General features: G+C 71.8%; 15 protein-coding genes. 12 read left to right on the top strand and 3 right to left on the bottom strand.

Annotation, left to right across the window (positions count from 1 at the left end; translation table 11 throughout):
- The first annotated feature begins 1 nt into the window (after window position 1).
- The 11 genes from ACLJWH_RS18610 (at window position 2) to metK (ending at window position 12,708) form a co-directional block, all read left to right on the top strand.
- Entirely contained in the window at window positions 2-1,288 is a 1,287-nt protein-coding gene (locus tag ACLJWH_RS18610) for a dihydroorotase (RefSeq protein ID WP_411142841.1), read from the top strand.
- Window positions 1,285-1,872, top strand: a complete 588-nt coding sequence (locus ACLJWH_RS18605; protein WP_411142840.1) for a hypothetical protein — start codon at window positions 1,285-1,287, stop codon at window positions 1,870-1,872. Before ACLJWH_RS18610 ends, ACLJWH_RS18605 begins: the two co-directional genes overlap by 4 nt.
- Entirely contained in the window at window positions 1,869-3,011 is a 1,143-nt protein-coding gene (carA, locus tag ACLJWH_RS18600) for a glutamine-hydrolyzing carbamoyl-phosphate synthase small subunit (protein ID WP_411142839.1), read from the top strand. The genes ACLJWH_RS18605 and carA overlap by 4 nt, the downstream gene beginning before the upstream one ends.
- The gene (gene carB / locus ACLJWH_RS18595) at window positions 3,004-6,315 is read left to right on the top strand and encodes a carbamoyl-phosphate synthase large subunit (protein ID WP_411142838.1); all 3,312 of its coding nucleotides are present in this window, start codon (window positions 3,004-3,006) and stop codon (window positions 6,313-6,315) included. Before carA ends, carB begins: the two co-directional genes overlap by 8 nt.
- Window positions 6,316-6,432: 117 nt before the next feature.
- Window positions 6,433-7,542 carry a quinone-dependent dihydroorotate dehydrogenase gene (locus ACLJWH_RS18590; protein WP_411142963.1) on the top strand — a complete coding sequence of 370 codons (1,110 nt, stop codon included), beginning with the start codon at window positions 6,433-6,435 and terminating at the stop codon, window positions 7,540-7,542.
- Window positions 7,539-8,390, top strand: a complete 852-nt coding sequence (gene pyrF, locus ACLJWH_RS18585; protein WP_411142837.1) for an orotidine-5'-phosphate decarboxylase — start codon at window positions 7,539-7,541, stop codon at window positions 8,388-8,390. The genes ACLJWH_RS18590 and pyrF overlap by 4 nt, the downstream gene beginning before the upstream one ends.
- Window positions 8,391-8,582: 192 nt before the next feature.
- Window positions 8,583-8,906: an integration host factor gene (locus ACLJWH_RS18580; RefSeq protein WP_019059734.1), complete on the top strand. Its 324-nt coding sequence runs from the start codon at window positions 8,583-8,585 to the stop codon at window positions 8,904-8,906.
- 38 nt (window positions 8,907-8,944) lie between these two features.
- A complete protein-coding gene (gene gmk / locus ACLJWH_RS18575) occupies window positions 8,945-9,562 on the top strand; it encodes a guanylate kinase (RefSeq protein WP_411142836.1) in 618 nt (205 codons plus the stop codon).
- A 70-nt stretch (window positions 9,563-9,632) separates the two neighbouring features.
- Window positions 9,633-9,905 (top strand): DNA-directed RNA polymerase subunit omega, encoded by a 273-nt coding sequence (gene rpoZ / locus ACLJWH_RS18570; protein WP_005319902.1) that lies wholly within the window; start codon window positions 9,633-9,635, stop codon window positions 9,903-9,905.
- A gap of 102 nt (window positions 9,906-10,007) precedes the next feature.
- Complete coding sequence (gene coaBC / locus ACLJWH_RS18565) at window positions 10,008-11,243, top strand: bifunctional phosphopantothenoylcysteine decarboxylase/phosphopantothenate--cysteine ligase CoaBC (RefSeq protein ID WP_411142835.1); 1,236 nt, start codon at window positions 10,008-10,010, stop codon at window positions 11,241-11,243.
- 241 nt (window positions 11,244-11,484) lie between these two features.
- Window positions 11,485-12,708 (top strand): methionine adenosyltransferase, encoded by a 1,224-nt coding sequence (metK, locus tag ACLJWH_RS18560; RefSeq protein ID WP_397671800.1) that lies wholly within the window; start codon window positions 11,485-11,487, stop codon window positions 12,706-12,708.
- Window positions 12,709-12,923: 215 nt separating this feature from the next.
- Here the strand turns inward: metK and ACLJWH_RS18555 are convergent, their stop codons facing one another.
- Together ACLJWH_RS18555 and ACLJWH_RS18550 are read right to left on the bottom strand one after the other, a co-directional pair.
- The gene (locus ACLJWH_RS18555; protein ID WP_411142834.1) at window positions 12,924-13,826 is read right to left on the bottom strand and encodes an ornithine cyclodeaminase family protein; all 903 of its coding nucleotides are present in this window, start codon (window positions 13,824-13,826) and stop codon (window positions 12,924-12,926) included.
- 184 nt (window positions 13,827-14,010) lie between these two features.
- Window positions 14,011-14,217, bottom strand: coding sequence for a hypothetical protein (locus ACLJWH_RS18550; RefSeq protein WP_411142833.1), 207 nt, complete (start codon window positions 14,215-14,217; stop codon window positions 14,011-14,013).
- A gap of 742 nt (window positions 14,218-14,959) precedes the next feature.
- On the opposite strand from ACLJWH_RS18550, the gene ACLJWH_RS18545 reads away from it, so the two are divergent.
- Window positions 14,960-17,095 carry a primosomal protein N' gene (locus tag ACLJWH_RS18545; RefSeq protein WP_411142832.1) on the top strand — a complete coding sequence of 712 codons (2,136 nt, stop codon included), beginning with the start codon at window positions 14,960-14,962 and terminating at the stop codon, window positions 17,093-17,095.
- Window positions 17,096-17,383: 288 nt separating this feature from the next.
- Here the strand turns inward: ACLJWH_RS18545 and ACLJWH_RS18540 are convergent, their stop codons facing one another.
- Window positions 17,384-17,929, bottom strand: a complete 546-nt coding sequence (locus ACLJWH_RS18540; RefSeq protein ID WP_411142831.1) for a hypothetical protein — start codon at window positions 17,927-17,929, stop codon at window positions 17,384-17,386.
- Between the last annotated feature and the right edge of the window lie 107 nt (window positions 17,930-18,036).

Raw genomic sequence — 18,036 nt, 5'->3', positions numbered from 1 at the left:
GATGAGCAAGATCCTTATTCGCGGGGTGAACGTCCTCGGCGGCGAGCCGCAGGACGTACTGATCGACGGCGAGACCATCGCTGCGGTCGGTACCGGGCTGAGCGCCGACGGCGCCCGGGTGATCGAGGCGGCCGGCCAGGTTCTGCTGCCCGGCCTGGTCGACCTGCACACCCACCTGCGTGAGCCGGGCCGGGAGGACTCGGAGACGGTCCTGACGGGCACCAAGGCGGCCGCCGTCGGCGGCTACACCGCCGTACACGCCATGGCCAACACCTTCCCCGTCGCCGACACCGCGGGCGTCGTCGAGCAGGTCTGGCGGCTGGGCCGCGAGTCCGGCTACTGCGACGTCCAGCCGGTCGGCGCGGTGACGGTCGGCCTGGCGGGCCGGCAGCTCGCCGAACTCGGCGCGATGCACGACTCCGCGGCCGGTGTCCGGGTCTTCTCCGACGACGGCAAGTGCGTGGACGACGCCGTCATCATGCGACGCGCCCTGGAGTACGTGAAGGCGTTCGACGGCGTCGTCGCCCAGCACGCCCAGGAGCCGCGGCTCACCGAGGGCGCCCAGATGAACGAGGGCGTCGTCTCCGCCGAACTGGGCCTCGGCGGCTGGCCGGCCGTCGCGGAGGAGTCGATCATCGCCCGCGATGTACTGCTCGCCGCGCACGTCGGCTCCCGCGTGCACATCTGCCACCTCTCGACCGCGGGCTCCGTGGAACTGGTCCGCTGGGCCAAGTCCAAGGGCTGGGACGTCACCGCCGAGGTCACCCCGCACCACCTCCTCCTCACCGACGAACTCGTCCGGTCCTACAACCCCGTCTACAAGGTGAACCCGCCGCTGCGCACCGAGGCCGACGTGCTGGCGCTGCGCGAGGCGCTCGCCGACGGCACCATCGACTGCGTCGCCACCGACCACGCCCCGCACCCGCACGAGGACAAGGACTGCGAGTGGGGCGCCGCGGCCATGGGCATGGTCGGCCTGGAGACCGCGCTCTCCGTCGTCCAGCACACGATGGTCGACAGCGGGCTGCTGGACTGGGCCGGCGTCGCCGACCGGATGTCCTTCCGCCCCGCGCACATCGGCCGCCTCGAAGGGCACGGACGGCCCATAGCGGCGGGCGAGCCCGCCAACCTCACGCTGGTCGATTCCGCATACCGTGGAGTGGTGGACCCCGCGGGCTTCGCCTCCCGCAGCCGCAACACCCCCTACGAGGGCCGTGAGCTGCCGGGACGCGTCACACACACCTTCCTGCGGGGCCGGGCAACGGTTGTCGACGGGATTCTGGCGTGACTTCTCCTCTGTTCCAACTGGCCGCCGCGCAGCAGTCCGCGCCGGTCACCGACTGGGCGGCACGGATCGCCTGGGTCGTCGGTCTGCTGCTCTTCATCGCGCTCGTCTACTGGCTGATGCGCGAGGGCTGGAAATGGCGCGGCACGCTCCAGGGCGATCTGCCCGAGCTGCCCGCCGCACCCGCGGAGCCCGGCGAGCCGCGGCTGACCCTCAGCGGCCGCTACCACGGCTCCACGACCGCCGGCCAGTGGCTCGACCGGATCGTGGCGCGCGGTCTGGGCACCCGCAGCCGCGCCGAGCTGACCCTGACCGACCAGGGCCTGCACGTCGTACGGCCCGGGGCGCAGGACTTCTTCGTACCGGCCGCCGCGCTGCGCGGCGCCCGCCTCGACAAGGGCATCGCGGGCAAGGTCCTCCCCGAGGGCGGCCTGCTGATCGTCACCTGGGAGCACGGGAACAAGCAGCTCGACTCCGGGTTCCGCGGCGACCGGGCGGCCGAGCACCCGGCCTGGGTCGAGGCCCTCAACGCACTCGGCACCGCCCACAGCACCACCGAGCACACCGAAACGGAAGGCGCACGATGACCACCTCCACCAGGGGAACCGCGAAGGTTTCCGCCGTACTCGTCCTGGAGGACGGCCGCAGCTTCCGCGGCCGCGCCTACGGGGCCGTGGGGGAGACCTTCGGCGAGGCGGTGTTCTCCACCGGCATGACCGGCTACCAGGAGACCCTGACCGACCCGTCCTACCACCGCCAGGTGGTCGTCATGACCGCCCCGCACATCGGCAACACCGGCGTGAACGACGAGGACCCGGAGTCACAGCGGATCTGGGTCTCCGGCTTCGTGGTCCGTGACCCCGCGCGGATCCCCTCCAACTGGCGCTCGGTGCGCTCGCTGGACGATGAACTGGTCGCCCAGCGCGTCGTGGGCATCAGCGGGATCGACACCCGCGCGCTCACCCGGCACCTGCGCGAGCGCGGTGCCATGCGGGTCGGCATCTTCTCCGGCGAGGCGCTGCCCGACGAGGGCACGATGCTCGCCAAGGTGCGCCAGACGCCCGAGATGCAGGGCGCCGACCTCTCCGCCGAGGTCGCCACCAAGGAGCCCTACGTCGTGCCGGCCATCGGCACGAAGAAGTTCACGGTCGCCGCGATCGACCTGGGCATCAAGGGCATGACCCCGCACCGCATGGCCGAGCGCGGCATCGAGGTGCATGTGCTGCCCGCCACGGCCACGGCCGAGGATGTGTACGCGGTCGGGCCGGACGGGGTGTTCTTCTCCAACGGCCCCGGCGACCCGTCGACCGCCGACCACCCGGTCTCCGTCATGCGGAGCGTCCTGGAGCGCCGGACGCCGCTGTTCGGCATCTGCTTCGGCAACCAGATCCTGGGCCGCGCGCTGGGCTTCGGCACCTACAAGCTCAAGTACGGCCACCGCGGCATCAACCAGCCGGTGCAGGACCGCACCACCGGCAAGGTCGAGGTCACCGCGCACAACCACGGATTCGCCGTCGACGCACCGCTCGACAGCGTCTCCGACACCCCCTACGGCCGCGCCGAGGTCTCCCACGTCTGCCTGAACGACAACGTGGTGGAGGGTCTGCGCCTCCTCGACCAGCCGGCCTTCAGCGTCCAGTACCACCCCGAGGCCGCCGCGGGTCCGCACGACGCCGCGTACCTCTTCGACCGCTTCGTTTCCCTGATGGAGGGCCAGCGTGCCTAAGCGCTCCGATATCCAGTCCGTTCTGGTCATCGGTTCCGGTCCGATCGTCATCGGTCAGGCCGCCGAGTTCGACTATTCCGGTACCCAGGCGTGCCGCGTGCTGAAGGCCGAGGGCCTGCGCGTCATTCTGATCAACTCGAATCCGGCGACGATCATGACGGATCCGGAGATCGCGGACGCCACGTATGTGGAGCCGATCACGCCGGAGTTCGTGGAGAAGATCATCGCGAAGGAGCGGCCGGATGCGCTGCTGCCGACGCTGGGCGGGCAGACGGCGCTGAACACCGCGATCTCGATGCACGAGCAGGGGGTGCTGGAGAAGTACGGCGTCGAGTTGATCGGCGCGAATGTGGAGGCGATCCACAAGGGCGAGGACCGCGAGCTGTTCAAGGGTGTGGTGGAGGCCGTCCACGCCCGGATCGGCCACGGTGAGTCGGCGCGTTCGGTGATCTGCCACTCGATGGACGAGGTGCTGGCGGGCGTGGATTCGCTCGGCGGCTACCCGGTGGTGGTGCGTCCCTCGTTCACGATGGGCGGCGCGGGTTCGGGTTTCGCGCACGACGAGGAGGAGTTGCGGCGCATCGCGGGGCAGGGCCTGGCGTTGTCCCCGACCACCGAGGTGCTCCTGGAGGAGTCGATCCTGGGGTGGAAGGAGTACGAGCTGGAGCTCATGCGCGACCGGCACGACAATGTCGTGGTCGTGTGCTCGATCGAGAACTTCGATCCGATGGGCGTGCACACCGGTGACTCGATCACGGTGGCTCCGGCGATGACGCTCACCGACCGGGAGTACCAGACGCTCCGGGATGTGGGCATCGCCATCATCCGCGAGGTGGGGGTCGACACCGGGGGCTGCAATATTCAGTTCGCGGTGAATCCGGTGGACGGGCGGATCATCGTCATCGAGATGAATCCGCGGGTGTCGCGGTCGTCGGCGCTGGCGTCGAAGGCGACGGGTTTCCCGATCGCGAAGATCGCGGCGCGTCTCGCCGTCGGTTACACGCTGGACGAGATTCCCAACGACATCACGGAGAAGACCCCGGCATCCTTCGAGCCGGCGCTGGACTACGTCGTCGTGAAGGTGCCGCGATTCGCGTTCGAGAAGTTCCCGGCCGCCGACGCCACCCTCACCACCACCATGAAGTCGGTCGGTGAGGCGATGGCGATCGGCCGGAACTTCCCCGAGGCCCTGAACAAGGCCCTGCGGTCGCTGGAGAAGAAGGGCAGCGCGTTCGACTTCACCGCGGCGCCCGGGGACAAGGCGGCGCTGCTGGCGAAGGCGCGGGTGCCCACCGACGGGCGGATCAACACGGTCATGGCGGCGATCCGGGCCGGTGCCGGTGCGGAGGAGGTGTACGAGGCCACGAAGATCGACCCGTGGTTCGTCGACCAGCTCTTCCTGATCAAGGAGACCGCGGACGAGATCGCGGCGGCCGGCGAGCTCGGCCCGCAGATCCTCGCGGACGCGAAGCGGCTGGGCTTCTCCGACGCGCAGATCGCCGGGATCCGGGGGCTGGGCGAGGACGTGGTGCGCGAGGTCCGCCACGCACTGGGCATCCGCCCCGTCTACAAGACCGTCGACACGTGCGCGGCGGAGTTCGCCGCCCGCACCCCGTACTTCTACTCCTCCTACGACGAGGAGAGCGAGGTCGCGCCGCGCAGCAAGCCGGCGGTGATCATCCTGGGGTCGGGGCCCAACCGGATCGGGCAGGGCATCGAGTTCGACTACTCCTGTGTGCACGCGTCCTTCGCGCTGTCGCAGGCGGGGTTCGAGACGGTGATGGTCAACTGCAACCCGGAGACCGTCTCGACCGACTACGACACCTCCGACCGCCTCTACTTCGAGCCGCTCACCCTTGAGGACGTGCTGGAGATCGTCCACGCCGAGCAGCAGGCCGGGCCGGTGGCGGGCGTCCTCGTCCAGCTGGGCGGGCAGACCCCGCTGGGGCTGGCGCAGGCGCTCAAGGACAACGGCGTGCCGATCGCCGGGACGTCGCCGGAGGCGATCGATCTGGCCGAGGAGCGAGGGGCGTTCGGCCGGGTGCTGGCCGAGGCCGGACTGCCGGCGCCGAAGTACGGCACCGCGTTCTCCTTCGACGAGGCCAAGACGATCGCCGCGGAGATCGGCTACCCGGTCATGGTCCGCCCCTCCTACGTCCTGGGCGGCCGCGGGATGGAGATCGTCTACGACGAGGCGTCCCTCGCCGGGTACCTCACCCGGCACGCGGGGCTCATCTCCGAGCACCCGGTGCTGATCGACCGCTTCCTCGACGACGCCATCGAAATCGACGTCGATGCCCTCTACGACGGCCATGAGCTCTACCTCGGCGGGGTCATGGAGCACATCGAGGAGGCCGGGATCCACTCCGGTGACTCCGCGTGCGCGCTGCCGCCCATCACGCTGGGCGGGTACGACATCAAGCGGCTGCGGGCCTCCACCGAGGCCATCGCCCGCGGGGTGGGCGTACGGGGCCTGATCAACATCCAGTTCGCGATGGCCGGTGACATCCTCTACGTCCTGGAAGCCAACCCGCGTGCCTCGCGCACCGTGCCGTTCACCTCCAAGGCCACCGCGGTGCCGCTGGCCAAGGCCGCCGCCCGGATCTCCCTGGGCGCCACCGTCGCCGAACTGCGGGCCGAGGGCATGCTCCCCGCGACCGGCGACGGCGGGACCCTGCCGCTGGACGCGCCGATCTCCGTCAAGGAGGCCGTCATGCCCTGGTCGCGGTTCCGGGACGCGGCCGGCCAGGGCGTCGACACCGTTCTGGGCCCCGAGATGCGCTCCACCGGCGAGGTCATGGGCATCGACACCGTCTTCGGCACCGCCTACGCCAAATCCCAGTCCGGCGCGTACGGCGCCCTGCCCACCAAGGGCCGGGCCTTCGTCTCCGTCGCCAACCGCGACAAGCGCTCCATGATCTTCCCCGCCCGCGAACTGGTCGCCCACGGCTTCGAGCTGCTGGCCACCTCCGGCACCGCCGAAGTCCTGCGCCGCAACGGCATCAAGGCCACCGTCGTCCGCAAGCACAGCGAAGGCGAAGGCCCGCACGGCGAGAAGACCATCGTCCAGCTCATCCACGACGGTCAGGTCGACCTCATCGTCAACACCCCCTACGGCACCGGCGGCCGCCTCGACGGCTACGACATCCGCACCGCCGCCATCACCCGCGCCATCCCCTGCCTCACCACGGTCCAGGCCCTCGCCGCCGCGGTCCAGGGCATCGAGGCGATGTCCCGTGGTGATGTGGGCGTGCGTTCCCTCCAGGAACACGCGGAACATCTCACCGCCGCTCGCGCGGAGTAGGACGACAGAGGGGGACACCGGAAGCGGTGTCCCCCTCCTCATGGGACCGCCGAGGCCCCCTGGCCCCGTATCCCCGTATCCCGCTCCCGCCCGCTCTCTCGCGTGGAAGGCACGCCCGTGTACCACCTGTTCTTCAAGCTCATCTTCCAGCGCATGGACCCCGAGAAGGCCCACTACCTGGCCTTCCGCTGGATCCGCCTGGCGGCCCGGGTCCCCGTGCTGCGTACCTTCGTCGCGGCCGTCCTCGCGCCCCGCCACAAGGAACTGCGCGTCGAGGCGCTCGGCCGCCGGATGCACGGCCCGTTCGGGCTGGCCGCCGGCTTCGACAAGAACGCCGTCGCCATCGACGGCATGACGATGCTCGGCTTCGACCACGTCGAGATCGGCACCGTCACCGCCCAGGCGCAGCCGGGCAACCCCAAGAAGCGGCTGTTCCGGCTCGTGCCGGACCGCGCGCTCATCAACCGTATGGGGTTCAACAACGAGGGTTCCGCGGCCGTGGCGGCCCGTCTGGCCGCCCGCAAGCCGGTCTTCGCGACCACCGTCGGCGTCAACATCGGCAAGACCAAGATCGTCCCGGAGGACGCGGCGACCGCCGACTACGTCACCTCCACCGAACGGCTCGCCGCGCACGCCGACTACCTGGTGGTCAATGTCTCCTCCCCGAACACCCCGGGGCTGCGCAACCTCCAGGCCACCGACCACCTCCGCCCGCTGCTGACCGAGGTCCGCGCGGCCGCCGACCGTACGGTCACCGACCGCCGGGTGCCGCTCCTCGTCAAGATCGCGCCGGACCTCGCCGACGCGGACATCGACGCCGTCGCCGACCTCGCCGTCGAACTCGGCCTGGACGGCATCATCGCCACCAACACCACCATCGCCCGCGACGGCCTCGGCCTGACCTCCGGCCCGGCGCTGACCGCCGAGACCGGCGGCCTCTCCGGCGCGCCCGTCAAGCAGCGCTCCCTGGAGGTCCTGCGCCGGCTGTACGCCCGGGTGGGCGACCGGATCACCCTCGTCGGGGTCGGCGGCATCGAGACCGCCGAGGACGCCTGGCAGCGCATCCTCGCCGGCGCCACCCTCGTCCAGGGCTACAGCGCCTTCATCTACGAGGGCCCGTTCTGGTGCCGTGCCGTCCACCGGGGCCTCGCCGACCGGCTGCGCGACAGCCCGTACGCCACCCTCGCCGACGCCGTCGGCGCCGAGCACAAGAAGGTGACCGCATGACGACCCTGGAACCGTTCGGCGCCCGCCTGCGCCGTGCCATGGACGAGCGCGGGCCGCTCTGCGTCGGCATCGACCCGCACGCCTCGCTGCTGGCCGACTGGGGACTGAACGACGACGTCGCGGGCCTGGCGCGGTTCACCCGCACCGTCGTGGAGGCGCTCGCCGACCGCGTCGCCGTCCTCAAGCCGCAGTCCGCCTTCTTCGAACGCTTCGGCTCGCGCGGTCTCGCCGTCCTGGAGACGGCCGTCGTGGAGGCCCGCGAGCGCGGCGCGCTGGTCCTGATGGACGCCAAGCGCGGCGACATCGGCTCCACCATGGCCGCCTACGCCGCCACCTATCTGGACCCGGCCTCCCCGCTCTTCTCGGACGCCGTCACGGTCAGCCCGTTCCTGGGCTACGGCGCGCTGCGCCCCGCCGTGGACCTGGCCCGGAAGAACGGCTGCGGCCTGTTCACCCTCGCCCTCACCTCCAACGCGGAGGGCCAGGAGGTCCAGCGCGCGGTACGCGCCGACGGCAGCACGGTCGCCGCCACCATGCTCGGCCATCTCGCGGCCGAGAACGCCGGCGCCGAGCCGCTGGGGTCCTTCGGCGCGGTGGTCGGCGCCACACTCGGCGATCTCTCCGCGTTCGACCTGGCGATCAACGGCCCGCTGCTCGCGCCCGGCATCGGTGCCCAGGGCGCCACCCCCGCGGATCTTCCCGCCGTCTTCGGCGACGCGGTCCGCAATGTCGTGCCGAGCGTCAGCCGGGGTGTGCTGCGGTACGGTCCGGACCCCGAGGCGCTGCTCACGGCGGCGGCCCGATTCGCCGACGAAGTGCGGAAGGCGGTCGATCAGCCGGGACTTTAGTCCCGAAATGTCCTGGTCAGCAGAGTCTGACCAGGACTTTTCGTCTGTTCTCGCTGACTCCGGCGCGCTCGGCCGCTAGTCTCCGTCGAGAGCACCGCACGTAAGAGCGTTGCTCGTTGCTCCGCGGTTGCGGGGCGACTAGGTTCCACACCGGTCCGTATCCGACAGTTCGACATCCGAGGTGACGTAGGCGTGGCTCTTCCGCCCCTTACCCCTGAACAGCGCGCAGCCGCGCTCGAAAAGGCCGCCGCGGCTCGCCGGGAGCGCGCCGAGGTCAAGAATCGGCTCAAGCACTCCGGCGCATCGCTCCATGACGTGATCAAGCAGGGCCAGGAGAACGACGTCATCGGCAAGATGAAGGTCTCCGCCCTCCTGGAGTCGCTCCCCGGCGTGGGCAAGGTCCGCGCCAAGCAGATCATGGAGCGGCTCGGCATCTCCGAGAGCCGCCGTGTCCGGGGTCTTGGCTCCAACCAGATCGCTTCTTTGGAGCGTGAGTTCGGCAGCACCGGTTCCTGAGTTTCCCGGCACCACCGGGAAGCTGGAATAATCGCTGCATGGCTGCAACATTCCGGGGTACGACCCCCGTGCCCCCGGACGCTCGTCCGCGACTGACCGTGCTCTCCGGCCCCTCGGGGGTCGGCAAGAGCACGGTCGTCGCCCATCTGCGCACCGTCCACCCCGAGGTCTGGCTCTCGGTGTCGGCCACCACCAGGAGGCCGCGCCCCGGAGAGCGGCACGGTGTCCAGTACTTCTTCGTCGACGACGAGGAGTTCGACAAGCTCGTCGCCAACGGTGAACTGCTGGAGTGGGCCGAATTCGCAGGCAACCGCTACGGCACCCCGCGCAAGGCGGTCCTGGACCGCCTGGAGGCCGGCGAACCCGTTCTGCTGGAGATCGACCTCCAGGGCGCCCGTCAGGTCCGCGAGTCCATGGCGGACGCCCATCTGGTCTTCCTGGCCCCGCCGAGCTGGGAGGAACTGGTCCGCCGGCTCACCGGCCGGGGCACCGAGGCACCCGAGATCATCGAGCGCCGGCTGGCGGCCGCGAAGGTCGAGCTGGCCGCGGAGACGGAGTTCGATGTGACCCTTGTCAACACCTCCGTCGAGGACGTCAGCCGTGAGCTGCTAGCCTTGATGTTGCGTCAATCCGGGGAGCGGGACATCAGCGGCTGAGGCCGCCGGCCCCGGACCGCCGAGGATTTTGCGCTTTACACCGGCTCCATACCCCTTCGGAAGGCAGAGAGTGTCCTCTTCCATCACCGCACCCGAGGGCATCATCAATCCGCCAATTGATGAGCTTCTCGAGGCCACCGACTCGAAGTACAGCCTCGTGATCTACGCCGCCAAGCGCGCGCGCCAGATCAACGCGTACTACTCGCAGCTCGGTGAGGGCCTGCTCGAGTACGTCGGCCCCCTCGTCGACACGCACGTCCACGAGAAGCCGCTGTCGATCGCGCTCCGCGAGATCAACGCGGGCCTGCTGACCTCCGAGGCCATCGAGGGTCCGGCTCAGTAAGCAGTACACCGTCCATACCAAGGGCCCGGCAGCGCGACTGCCGGGCCCTTGGTGTGTCATAGGGGCATACGTACGGACCGAGGCTCGGGGAGCAGCGAAGCGATGGACAAGCGGGAGCGGGACCAGCCCAGGGTCGTCCTGGGGGTCAGCGGCGGTATCGCCGCGTACAAGGCGTGCGAGCTGCTGCGGCGGCTGACCGAGTCCGGGCACGACGTACGGGTCGTGCCGACCGCCGCCTCGCTGCACTTCATCGGCGAGGCCACCTGGTCGGCGTTGTCCAGCAATCCGGCCGGTACCGAGGTGTGGGAATCCGTCCACGAGGTCCCGCACGTCCGGATCGGGCAGGGCGCCGACCTCGTCGTGGTCGCCCCGGCCACCGCCGACCTGCTGGCCAGGGCCGCCCACGGCCTCGCCGACGACCTGCTGACGAACACGCTGCTCACCGCGCGCTGTCCGGTGGTCTTCGCGCCCGCCATGCACACCGAGATGTGGGAGAACCCGGCCACCCGGGAGAACGTCGCCACGCTGCGCCGCCGTGGCGCGATCGTCATCGAGCCGGCGGTCGGCCGGCTGACCGGTGTCGACACCGGCAAGGGCCGCTTCCCGGACCCGGTCGAGATCTTCGAGCTCTGCCGCCGGATCCTGGCCCGCGGCCCCGAGGCGCGGCCCGCGGACCTCGCCGGCCGGCATGTCGTGGTGAGCGCCGGCGGTACCCGTGAACCGCTGGACCCCGTGCGCTACCTGGGGAACCGCTCCTCCGGCAGGCAGGGCTACGCGCTCGCCCGCACCGCGGCGGCCCGGGGCGCCCGGGTCACGCTCGTCGCCGCCCATACCGAGCTGCCCGATCCGGCGGGGGTGGACGTGGTGCACATCGGGACGGCCGGCCAGCTGCGTGAGGCGGTGCTGAAGGCCGCGGCGGACGCCGACGCGGTCGTCATGGCGGCCGCAGTAGCCGATTTCCGGCCCGCTGTCTACGCCACCGGCAAGATCAAGAAGAAGGACGGTGAGGAACCGGAACCGATCACTCTGGTTCGTAACCCGGACATTCTCGCCGAAATTTCCGCCGACCGGGCCCGTTCCGGCCAACTCGTCGTCGGCTTCGCCGCCGAGACCGACGAGGTACTCGCCAACGGGCGCGCCAAGCTCGTCCGCAAGGGCTGTGACCTGCTGGTGGTGAACGAGGTCGGAGAGCACAAGACGTTCGGTGCGGCGGAGAACGAGGCGGTGATCCTCGCAGCCGACGGAACCGAGACCCCGGTGCCGTTCGGACCGAAGGAAGTGCTGGCCGACAGGGTGTGGGACCTTGTCTCGGCCCGGTTCGGCGAGGCTCGTTCCTGATTTCCGATATCGCCTCATCGGTCGTGTGAATTCCGGTGCGACCTCTTGACCGGGCCCGGTCCGCACCGTGATCGTCCCACTGTGGGCCGAAGTGTCCCAGGTCACGAGGGGTCCATAAATCGAGACTGCGTGCCCGAACGCCACCCATGACCGATAAACTGGCGGAAGGATCGAGCCGAGCGCAGCTCTCGGCCTTTCCGTCAATGATCAGCCAGCAGCCGCTGCAACCCCAGGGAGCGATGTGTCCCGCCGCCTGTTCACCTCGGAATCTGTTACCGAGGGCCACCCCGACAAGATCGCTGACCAGATCAGCGACACGATTCTCGACGCGCTCCTCAAGGAAGACCCGACATCCCGGGTCGCCGTGGAGACGCTGATCACCACCGGCCTGGTGCACGTGGCCGGCGAGGTGACGACGAAGGCGTACGCCGACATCCCCAACCTCGTCCGCAACAAGATCCTCGACATCGGCTACGACTCGTCCAAGAAGGGCTTCGACGGCGCTTCCTGTGGCGTCTCGGTCTCGATCGGCGCACAGTCCCCGGACATCGCCCAGGGTGTTGACACCGCGTACGAGAAGCGGGTCGAGGGCGCCGCCTCCGGTGACGGGGAAGACGAGCTGGACAAGCAGGGCGCCGGCGACCAGGGCCTGATGTTCGGCTACGCCTGCGACGAGACCCCGGAGCTGATGCCGCTCCCGATCAACCTCGCGCACCGACTGTCCCGCCGGCTGTCCGAGGTCCGCAAGAACGGGACGATCCCGTACCTGCGCCCCGACGGCAAGACCCAGGTCACCATCGAGTACGACGGCCACAAGGCCGTCCGCCTCGACACCGTGGTCGTCTCCTCGCAGCACGCCTCGGACATCGACCTGGACTCGCTGCTGTCGCCCGACATCCGCGAATTCGTCGTCGAGCACGTCCTCAAGGAGCTGGTCGAGGACGGCATCAAGCTGGACACCGACGGCTACCGCCTGCTGGTCAACCCGACCGGCCGTTTCGAGATCGGCGGCCCGATGGGCGACGCCGGCCTGACCGGCCGCAAGATCATCATCGACACCTACGGCGGTATGGCCCGGCACGGCGGCGGCGCCTTCTCGGGCAAGGACCCGTCCAAGGTCGACCGCTCGGCCGCGTACGCGATGCGCTGGGTCGCCAAGAACGTCGTCGCGGCCGGCCTGGCCGCCCGCTGCGAGGTCCAGGTCGCCTACGCGATCGGCAAGGCCGAGCCCGTCGGTCTGTTCGTCGAGACCTTCGGCACCGCCACCGTGGACACCGACAAGATTGAGCAGGCCATCGGCGAGGTCTTCGACCTCCGCCCCGCCGCGATCATCCGCGACCTCGACCTGCTCCGCCCGATCTACGCCCAGACCGCCGCCTATGGCCACTTCGGCCGCGAGCTGGACGACTTCACCTGGGAGCGCACCGACCGCGTCGACGCCCTCCGCAGCGCCGCGGGCCTCTGAGCCCTCGCCCTGCCACAGGTCGAAACCCACGGCCCCGGACCGATCGGTCCGGGGCCGTGGGTTTCGGGTGGCGCCGAGGCAGACCGGGCGCTCCCCGCTGAGGCGACACCTCGACACCTCGACACCTCGACACGTAGACACATCGACATGTCCGAGACGGCATTCACTGCCAGGAGGCGGCCCGCATTCTCGCCTGCCCGGCGGATGACGCCCGATCAGCGGGATGCCTCCCACAGCGCGGCCGCCACGGCGACCTCGGTGCCGGCCAGGCCGACGGAGCAGAAGACCGTCAGCTGGCCGGGGCCGGTCCGGGCCGCCGCCGACCCGCTCAGGACGGCGCCGAGCTCCACCATCCGATCGGGCGCGAACAGGTGCGGCTCGGGGTAACCGGCCGCCTGAGCACGGGAGTCCGTGAGGATCACCTCGGCCCGGTCCGCCAGGGCGGTGGGTACTTCGTGTCGCGAGCGGGTCTTGGGGCCCAGCGTCGTCACATGCGTCCCGGCCGCGAGGCAGTCGGCATCCAGGACCGGCACCGCACTGTTCGTGGCCACGATCACCACATCCCGCTCGCGTACGGCATCCTCCGGCTCGGCCACCGCACGCGCCCTGACCCCCAGTTCGTCGGCGGCCCTCGTGGCGAATGCGGCGGCGTGTTCCCGGTGCCGGGCCACCACCACGACGTCCGCCACCGGCCGCACTGCGCACAGCGCCCACAGCTGCGCCCACGCCTGCGCACCGGCGCCCACCAGTCCCAGGCGGACGGCCCCGGGCCTGGCCGCCGCGTCCACCGCGAGAGCGCCGATGGCTCCGGTCCGCCGTGCGCCGAGCTCCGTCCCGTGCACCAGCGCGCGCAACTCGCCGTCGTCGGAGCCCCAGACGGCCACCAGCTGTTCCGCACCGACGAGGGTGTCGTAGGCGCGGAAGCCGAACATGCGCCGGTCGTGCAGGTGCCCGGTGGTGAAGACCAGGTCACCGCCACCGATGTCCGCCCGGACCCGCGGCGGTGCGTGGAGCGTGCCCGCATGGTGAGCCAGCAGCGCCGCACGCACGGCACGGACCGTCGTCGCCGCATCGAGGCGGGCACGGACATCGTCGTCGTTGAACAACACCGGAGACATGGGCGCAACCTCTCACCGCGAACAGGGACGGCGGCCACTCTGCCGGGCCGGTGCCGCCCGGGTAACGGCCTTCCGCCGGAGAGCGGACCCGACCGAGGGCCCAGGACCGAGGGCGGATACGTCCGGTGCAACGGCCCGCCCCCGCGGAGGACACCGACGAGGCGGCCCGCGTCACTTCGACGGCTCAGCCCTGCGGACAGCCGGTCTCCGCGAGGTCCGCAGCGAGGTCGGCCAGGGTAATGCCGGGACGCAGCGCGGTGCCCACCGCGTCGGTCAGCGGACGCGAGGCCAGGACGTGGCGGACGACCGCCAGGCCGACCGGGAGCTCGTAGCAGTCTTCGGCGAACCGCTGGAACGTCTTCGCCGAGCGATCCGCCGGCAACAGGAACAAGTGCCCGGCGCCGTCCGGGTCTCCCGGCGCTGCCCTCGGGGAAGTCGATCGCGCCGGTCCGCCGGGCATCGTCCCCCGACTCCCGCCACAGACAAGCCATGACACGGGGAATCCCGTCCCCGTCCGAGAACGCGGGCTCCGCCACGAACGGCCGGAAGACCTCGGGAAGGCCCGTCGAGCACACCTGGCCAGGGCGCGCCCGTCTCGTAGGGGCTCATCGGTGATTCGTGCGCGAACCCCCGGACACAGGCGCCGGCGGCGGAGAAGACGATGGAGTACTCGTCGCCCGACCCGTCGCGCAGGGAGGCCATCGACTCGGTCCCGGACCACTGGGCCGCGAAGGAGTGGCGGTGGAAGGCCCGCTCGGGGCAGAGCGCCGCGTCCAGCACGGCCAGGGAACGGCAGTGCTCCCGCAGGACGGAGTCCCCGGCAGCTGCTGAGCGATGTCGTGAACGGCCATGCGCTCAGTCAAGGGCATGGGTCTGACACTCCGGGTTTCTGCCCGGGGCCTGCCGCATGAGACATCGGAGGGTGGCGCACGCTGCCCGGGGACGTACGGAACGGAAACCGTCGGGCGGGTCGGGACGGCCCGGCGGAAGGAAGTCCGGCGGAGAGTGAAGGGCGTCCGGCGCTGGGAAACGGTCCGGTCCTCGGCGGGCGATGACGCCGGGCGTCCGCGGGGGCCGCCGGGGTGATGGCTCGCCGACGGCCGTTGTCCGAGGCGTCTGCTAAGACTGATGCTGTGAGCAGGGAGAACGGGCGACCGGGGGCGGAGACGGGTGCGGGCGAGCAGCTGGCCCTCATCCGGGAGGCCGTGCGTGAAACCAAGGCGGAGCGGGCGAAGCCGCGGACCTGGCGGGGGGCCGAGCTGGCGGCCGGCCTGCCGGTGGCGCGGGTGCTCGTGGACAAGGGGCTGGTGCACCTCGACCGCTACTTCGACTACGCCGTGCCCGCCGCCATGGACGCCGAGGCGCAGCCCGGGGTGCGGGTGCGGGTGCGGTTCGGGGCGGGGGAGAAGGGGGGCCGGCGCGAGGGCGGCAAGCTGGTCGGCGGCTTCATCGTGGAGCGCGTCGCCGAGAGCGACTACCGCGGTGTGCTCGCGCCGCTCGCGCAGGTGCTCTCGTCCGAGCGGGTGCTGACCCCCGAGCTGCTGGCGCTCTGCCGGGCGGTCGCGGACCGCTATGCCGGGACCCTCGCCGACGTGGTGCAGCTGGCGGTGCCGCCCCGCCGGGCGCGTGCCGAGGCGAAGCCGTCCCCTGCCCCGCCGCCGCCCAACGCACCGCCCGATCCGGGCAGTTGGGAGCGGTACGCGGCCGGTGCCGGTTTCCTGACGGCGCTGGCGCGGGGGGACGCGCCGCGCGCGGTGTGGACGGCGCTGCCCGGTGCGACCTGGCCGCAGGAGCTGGCGCGGGCGGTGGCCGCGGCGTTGGCCTCGGGGCGCGGCGCCCTGGTGGTGGTGCCGGACGGGCGGGCTGCGGCGCGGGTGGACACGGCGCTCGACGAGCTGATCGGGCCGGGCCGCCATGTGCTGCTGACCGCCGACGCCGGGCCCGAGGAACGCTACCGGCGGTGGCTGGCCGTCAGCAGGGGCGCCGTCCGCGCCGTGATCGGGACGCGCGCGGCGATGTTCGCGCCGGTCGCCGAACTCGGGCTGGTCGCGCTCTGGGACGACGGCGACGGCAGCCACAGCGATCCGCACGCACCCCAGCCGCACGCCCGAGAGGTGCTGATCCAGCGCTCGGTCAGTGAGCGGGCCGGTTTTCTGCTCGGCGGCCTGAGCTGCACCGTCGAGGCCGCCCAGCTGGTCGAGACGGGCTGGGCGCGCCCGCTGGCCGCCGACCGCGAGCAGGTGCGGGCGGCGGCGCCCATGGTGCGTACGATCGGGGACGGCGACGAGGCGCGGGACGCGGCGGCGCGGGCCGCCCGGCTGCCGACGATGGCCTGGCAGGTGGTGCGGGAGGGGCTCCGGCGCGGACCGGTGCTCGTCCAGGTCCCGCGCCGCGGCTACGCCCCCCGGCTGGCCTGCGAACGCTGCCGGGCGCCGGCCCGCTGCCGGTCCTGCGCCGGCCCGCTGGAGTCACGGGACGCGGGCGAACTGGCCTGCGCGTGGTGCGGCCGGCCGGAGCCGGACTGGCACTGCACGGAGTGCGGCGGTACCCGGCTGCGGGCCCGGATCGTGGGGGCGAGGCGGACGGCGGAGGAGCTGGGCCGGGCGTTCCCGGCCGTCCCGGTGCGTACCTCGGGGCGCGACCATGTCCTGACGTCCGTGCCGGACGCCCCCGCGCTGGTGGTGAGCACGCCCGGCGCGGAACCGGTGGCGGAGGGCGGCGGATATGCGGCCGCACTGCTGCTGGACGGCTGGGCGCTGCTGGGCCGGCCGGATCTGCGGGCGGGGGAGGAGGCGCTCCGCCGCTGGCTGGGGGCCGCCGCGCTGGTCCGCGGTCATGCGGAGGGCGGCACCGTCGCGGTGATCGCGGAACCGACCCTGCGGCCGGTACAGGCCCTGGTGCGCTGGGATCCGGTCGGCCACGCCGTCCGCGAACTGTCCGAGCGGGCCGAGCTGGGCTTTCCCCCGGTCTCCCGGATGGCCTCGGTGGCCGGCCGCGCCGAGGACGTCGTCGAGCTGCTCAAATCGGCCGAACTCCCGCAGGGAGCCGAGGTGTTGGGCCCCGTACCCCTGCCGGTGCCGGACCTGGGCCGCCCCCGCAGACCGGGCGACCCGCCGCCGGGCGAGGAGTGGGAACGCACGCTGGTGCGGGTCCGGCCGGGGCAGGGCGCGGCGCTCGCGGCAGCGCTGAAGGCGGCCCGCGCGGCGCGGCTGGTCAAGCGGGCGGGGGAGCCGGTACGGGTCCGGATCGATCCGCCCGACCTCGGGTGAGGCGGGGCGGCCGGGCGGCGAGGCCGACGGGCGAGGCCGCCGTTGACGCGTGACGTGCGCGCCGGGGCTGTGGCGCGGCTGCGGCGTGGGGCGTCTGTGGTGCCCACGGGACCGGTGGACGGGGGCCGCCGCCCAGCGGCCGGGAGGGACGGCCGTACGAGCGGCCACCGGGCGGGCGCGAGACACGCGCCGGCACCGGTACGCGGCAGGACCGGTGGGGCGGGCGGTCCCGGAGCGTTGGCGCGCCGCCCCCGACGCCGGAGCCGGGGAGTGCGAGGGGTGTCGGCGTCAGCCGTTGCGCGGGCCGGGGAAGGCGCCGGGCCGGGCCTCTTCCCTGGTGGCCGCGGACGGCTGGGCGGGCATCGAACGGGCGGCGGGCACCGATGGCGCGGCGGGCAGGCCCGCGCCCACGGCCACCGTGCGGGCCGGGGCCGCCTCGGGCGACCGGACCACCGGCTCGGCGCCGTCGCCGGCGGGCTGGGCGGCGGACCGGCGGGCACCGTAACGGCGGTGCACCGCCTGCTTGGTGACGCCGAGCGCCGACCCCACCGCGTCCCAGGAGAAGCCCAGCGAGCGGTCGAAGTCGACCGCTGCCGTGACGAGCGTTTCGACGCTGTCCCGCAGCTCCTGGGCGAGGCGTACCGTCGGCGCGGGCGCGCGTCCGTAGACGACGAAGCCCGCGGAGGGCCCGGTGCGCCGCGGCCGGTAGACGTTGCCGAGCTGAGCGGTCAGGGTGCGCAGCGCGTCCACCTGCCGGCGGACCCGCTCGATGTCCCGCACCAGGAGATGCAGGCTGGCGCGCGCCTGGGCGTCGTGGGTTGCGTGGTCGGCCATGAGCAAGCCTCTCGAACCGGCGTGAAAAGGGAAACAGTGAAAGAGATCGGGCCGTCAAAGCGGCTCGATATAGGTCAATACTGTTTGACCAACGCGTCAGCAGCGGC

Source organism: Streptomyces sp. x-80, from assembly GCF_046549095.1.
Lineage (GTDB): Bacteria > Actinomycetota > Actinomycetes > Streptomycetales > Streptomycetaceae > Streptomyces > Streptomyces celluloflavus.
Note: the sequence above shows the minus strand (reverse complement) of the source record. Positions and strands in the feature narration are given on the sequence as shown.